7 protein-coding genes are annotated in these 3,794 nt (G+C 69.7%); 3 read left to right on the top strand and 4 right to left on the bottom strand.

The annotated features are described in order from the left end of the window. On the top strand, window positions 1-322 hold a 322-nt coding region (locus tag ACTIEF_RS04615), incomplete at its 5' end, for a hypothetical protein (protein WP_439471023.1). A gap of 65 nt (window positions 323-387) precedes the next feature. On the opposite strand, the gene ACTIEF_RS04620 is transcribed toward ACTIEF_RS04615, so the two are convergent. Beyond that, entirely contained in the window at window positions 388-573 is a 186-nt protein-coding gene (locus ACTIEF_RS04620) for a hypothetical protein (RefSeq protein WP_439471024.1), read from the bottom strand. Window positions 574-748: 175 nt separating this feature from the next. Further along, window positions 749-1,543 (bottom strand): DUF2461 domain-containing protein, encoded by a 795-nt coding sequence (locus ACTIEF_RS04625; RefSeq protein ID WP_439471025.1) that lies wholly within the window; start codon window positions 1,541-1,543, stop codon window positions 749-751. 80 nt (window positions 1,544-1,623) lie between these two features. Here ACTIEF_RS04625 and ACTIEF_RS04630 point away from each other — a divergent pair, with 80 nt between their 5' ends. Beyond that, complete coding sequence (locus ACTIEF_RS04630; RefSeq protein WP_439471026.1) at window positions 1,624-2,292, top strand: DsbA family oxidoreductase; 669 nt, start codon at window positions 1,624-1,626, stop codon at window positions 2,290-2,292. 57 nt (window positions 2,293-2,349) lie between these two features. Here the strand turns inward: ACTIEF_RS04630 and ACTIEF_RS04635 are convergent, their stop codons facing one another. Both ACTIEF_RS04635 and ACTIEF_RS04640 read right to left on the bottom strand, forming a co-directional pair. Continuing rightward, window positions 2,350-2,691 (bottom strand): hypothetical protein, encoded by a 342-nt coding sequence (locus ACTIEF_RS04635; protein WP_439471027.1) that lies wholly within the window; start codon window positions 2,689-2,691, stop codon window positions 2,350-2,352. A 448-nt stretch (window positions 2,692-3,139) separates the two neighbouring features. Further along, window positions 3,140-3,379, bottom strand: coding sequence for a hypothetical protein (locus ACTIEF_RS04640; RefSeq protein ID WP_439471028.1), 240 nt, complete (start codon window positions 3,377-3,379; stop codon window positions 3,140-3,142). A gap of 51 nt (window positions 3,380-3,430) precedes the next feature. Here ACTIEF_RS04640 and ACTIEF_RS04645 point away from each other — a divergent pair, with 51 nt between their 5' ends. Then, window positions 3,431-3,772 (top strand): endonuclease domain-containing protein, encoded by a 342-nt coding sequence (locus ACTIEF_RS04645; protein ID WP_439471029.1) that lies wholly within the window; start codon window positions 3,431-3,433, stop codon window positions 3,770-3,772. Window positions 3,773-3,794: the final 22 nt, after the last annotated feature.

The following is a 3,794-nucleotide window of genomic DNA, read 5'->3' on the forward strand; positions in this document are numbered from 1 at the left end:
CCCCAGGCCTCAGGCCCGGGGGTTTTTGCTGTCTGGTCTCCAACGGAGGGCCTGCGGGAGCGGCCGGCCGGCGGTTCGCGGACCGACGCCGGCGAACGCGGCGGCGGCCTGGGACGCGCTGGACCAGAGCAGCCTGTCGGCCAACCTGGGCGCGACCCTGCGCTGGAGCCTCGACACCCGGCGCCATGGCCAGTTGCGGCCCAGCGCGCGGCTGGAGTGGTGGCTGAGCGAAAGGTGGATGTTCAGCCTCGGCTATCGCGCCATGTACGGCGACGCCAGTTCCAGCCAGGGCGGCCAGCTCGGCCTCAAATACGGCTGGTGACGGAAGGGGGGCGCGGTGACAGCCGCGGCCCATTTTTGCTGTTCGGACCTGACCGGGGCAGGGTCCTAGTCGCGGGCGAAGACGTCCAGGGCGCGGCCGCCGTGGTGGAGCTCCACGTGGCTGTAGTCGCGGGTCAGGAGCAGGCGGACCCTGGCCAGCTCTCGGGCCTCGGTCTCGTCGATGGCGTCGAGGGGTTCGTCGGTCGGGCCGATGCCGGAGGCGTAATGGAGTCGAAGGCTGAAGGTGGACATGGTTGTCTCCCGGCGCGGTCTGGAGCGGGAGTGTTCGAGCAACCCCGTGTCGAAGGCTGGGGCGGACCAATGTCTCTCAGTCGCGGACGCTCATGGATCGGCTGTCCGCAATAGCGTTACTGTGATGGATGTTCGCGGAAAAAGCCAGCAAAATGAGATATGTACGCTTGCGGACCTAGGCTGGTCCGCCCGTCTGGCCGAGCGCGGACCAGCCGAAATCCAGCAGCGGTCGGGAAGAATCGGCGAAGCTCGCCAGCGCGTTCGGGAGGTCGGGCGAGGCGATTTCGGCGCCGGTCAGGGGGCGACTGACCAGCCAGCGGGTGCGCTTCAAGGCGGCCACGAGCGGGCCGTCGGCCTGAGCCTCGAACCCCTTGGGCATGCGCTTGACCGGGGCGCCGGGGTCGAGCGCCAGGCCTGCCTTCGCCAGGGCCGCCTCGACCGCCGCCCAGCGGGCCGGGTTGGCGACGACGGCGCGGCGCATGGCGTCGATGTCGGGCCGCTCGTCCAGATAGAAGCCGCAGGCGACGAAGGGACCCTTGCCGAAATAGCCGTCGTCGCTGGCCGCCGCCGCCTCGGACGGGTGGGTGGACGGATCCAGCGGGTCGATGCTGTCGGGATCGAAGCTCGGGCGGCTGCCGCCCTCGGGCTCGATGTGGATGTACATCATGCCGGGCGACATCTTCCGGCCGTCGCGGGTGAGGGTGCAGGAGACGTGGGTCTTGTAGGGCCGCTTGTCCTTCGAGAAGCGGGTGTCGCGGTGGATGCGGAAGACGCTGCGCTTCGGATCACCCGACAGGGGGATGTCGCGGGCGGCGCAGGCGGTCGACGTCTCGGCGATCAGCGCCGCCAGCGTGGGCTTGAGCCCGTCGTCATAGGCGGCGCGATGGGCGGCGAACCAGTCGCGGTCGTTGTTGACGGCCAACTGGGTCAGGAAGGCCAGGTCGGCGGAGGCGAAGCCGGAAAAGGTCATGGCGTCAGCAATATCCGGGACGGCGTTGCGGGTGAAGCGGCGCTTCCCATATGCGCCTGAAGCAGTTGCGGATGGCGAAGATGAGCAAACCCCTGAAGATCGATTTCGTGTCTGACGTCGTCTGTCCGTGGTGCGTGGTGGGCCTGGGCGGTCTGGAGACCGCGCTGGACAGGCTGAAGGGCGAGGGCATCGAGGCCGAGATCGCCTTCAAGCCGTTCGAACTGAACCCGCAGATGGCGCCCGAGGGCGAGAACATCGTCGAGCATATCGGCCGCAAATACGGCTCCACCCCCGAGCAGTCGGCGGCCAACCGGGCCATGATCACCGAGCGGGCCGGAGCGGTTGGCTTTGACATGCGGATGACCGCCGAGAGCCGGATCTGGAACACCTTCGACGCCCACCGCCTGCTGTACTGGGCCGGCGAGACGGCGCCGGACAAGCAGCCGGACCTGAAGAAGGCCCTGTTCCGCATCCACTTCACCGAGGGCCGCAACCTGACCGACGCGGGCGAGCTGACCGCCGCCGCGCAATCGGTGGGGCTGGACCGGGCCGAGGCCGCCGAGGTGCTGGCGTCGGATCGGTATGTGCAGGCGGTGCGCTCCGAAGAGGCCCTGTGGCAGTCGCGCGGCATCAGCTCGGTCCCCGCCGTGGTGGTCGAGGGCAAATACCTGATCTCGGGCGGCCAGCCCCCGGAGGTGTTCGAACAGGCCCTGCGGAACATCGCCAAGGAAGAGGCGGCGGCGGGCTGACGCCGGTCGTCTTCCTTCTCCCCCGGCGGGGAGAAGGATGTCGGGGCGCCAGACCCCTCACGGCGCCCCCGCGAGGGCCGCGCCGCCGGGGAGGCCGGGGAGAACCGGCGGTGAGGGCATCGCGCCGGGAGACGGTGCGAATACACCGTCTATGCCGTCTATCCCGTCTATCGGCTCGCCGCGTTTCCAGCGGGCGAGGGCGGCTTCGTAGTCTTCGCGGGCGGCCATGACGACGGCGTCGCCGAAGTCGCGGACCTCGCGGCGGGCAGCCTGGCTGCGCTCGCGGTCGGCCTGCTGCTGGCGGCGTCGGACCTCGGCGGCTTCGGCCTCGATGGCCTTGTAGACGCGGCGCCAGCGCAGGGCCTCCATGGCCTTGCCGTGCAGGACGGCCCGCATCATTCGCTGGAAGGCGACCAGCGACAGCTCGCCCAGCGGGATCTGGTCGAGGTCGCCGTCGAACTGTTCCTCGAGCGCCAGCCCCTCGTCGTCGCGCTCCAGCCCGTTGGGGCGGGACCAGGGCTGGTCGGTGCGCCGCCAGCCCTCCTCGGCCGCGCGCTTGCGCAGGGTGCTGAGCCCGACGCCGTGACGGCGGCAGCAGGCGGGGGCGGACCAGCCGGCGAGATAGTCCTCGCGGACCTGCGCCCAGACTTCGTCGGGAGCGGTGTGGAGGCCGGTGTCTGCCGGTTCTGGGGCGGGGGGTCGGGGGATGCGTCGGTCATGGGAGCCTCCGGGTGTGGAGGCAGTATGGAACGGCGGTACGTCAGTTTTGGACGTATGGAAGGCAGTAGGGCGTAGGAATTAGGGGAGCAGTGCGGGCCGGGAGCGCGGTCGCGCTAATTCCTACGCCCTAATTCCTCCCTCTCTCGATCCGCCCGATCCTCAACACCCCGACGCTCAGCGCGTCGACGTGCAGCCGCCGCACCCGGGCGCGGCCGATCCTGAGCGCCCCGATGGCCAGGGCGCCGATGGCGAGGGCCCCGATCGCCAGCATCCCGGCGCCGAGCGTCCCCACCGTCGCCGCCCCGACAGCGGCGGCCCCGGCGGCGGAAGCCTTGCGGGCGGTGGCGGGCAGGGGACGTTGGGTCATGGTGTGAGATTAGGCTTCTCTGATCCGTGGAGAACAGCGCAATCTCGGATCATGTCCCGCGCTCGCGATCTTCGCCAATCCGCCGGCCTCGCTGAACAGCGGGTCTGGTCGCGGCTGCGCGGCGGCGGCGTCGAGGGTTTCAAGGTTCGTCGACAGCATGACATCGACCGCTGGACTGTCGATTTCGCCTGTGTGCGTCTCCGACTGGTCATCGAGATCGACGGCGGCGTGCATGAGCGTGACGACGTCGTCCTGCGCGATCATCTTCGCCAGACGGAGATCGAGGCGCTGGGCTGGACCGTGGTCCGCTTCACCAATGAGGTCGCGTTGGGAGAGCCTTGGCGGATCGACGAGGCGATCCGTGAACGGGCGCGGTTGCTGGGTTTGCTGTGATCCCTCTCCCGCCGGGAGAGGG

The sequence above is a fragment of the Brevundimonas sp. genome, from assembly GCF_051858995.1.
Classification (GTDB): domain Bacteria; phylum Pseudomonadota; class Alphaproteobacteria; order Caulobacterales; family Caulobacteraceae; genus Brevundimonas.

Excerpts from the sequence above, each read along its gene's own strand:
- ACTIEF_RS04620 (WP_439471024.1), bottom strand. The coding sequence starts at position 573 with ATGTCCACCTTCAGCCTTCGACTCCATTACGCCTCCGGCATCGGCCCG.
- ACTIEF_RS04625 (WP_439471025.1), bottom strand. The coding sequence starts at position 1,543 with ATGACCTTTTCCGGCTTCGCCTCCGCCGACCTGGCCTTCCTGACCCAG.
- ACTIEF_RS04630 (WP_439471026.1), top strand. The coding sequence starts at position 1,624 with ATGAGCAAACCCCTGAAGATCGATTTCGTGTCTGACGTCGTCTGTCCG.
- ACTIEF_RS04635 (WP_439471027.1), bottom strand. The coding sequence starts at position 2,691 with ATGATGCGGGCCGTCCTGCACGGCAAGGCCATGGAGGCCCTGCGCTGG.
- ACTIEF_RS04640 (WP_439471028.1), bottom strand. The coding sequence starts at position 3,379 with ATGACCCAACGTCCCCTGCCCGCCACCGCCCGCAAGGCTTCCGCCGCC.
- ACTIEF_RS04645 (WP_439471029.1), top strand. The coding sequence starts at position 3,431 with ATGTCCCGCGCTCGCGATCTTCGCCAATCCGCCGGCCTCGCTGAACAG.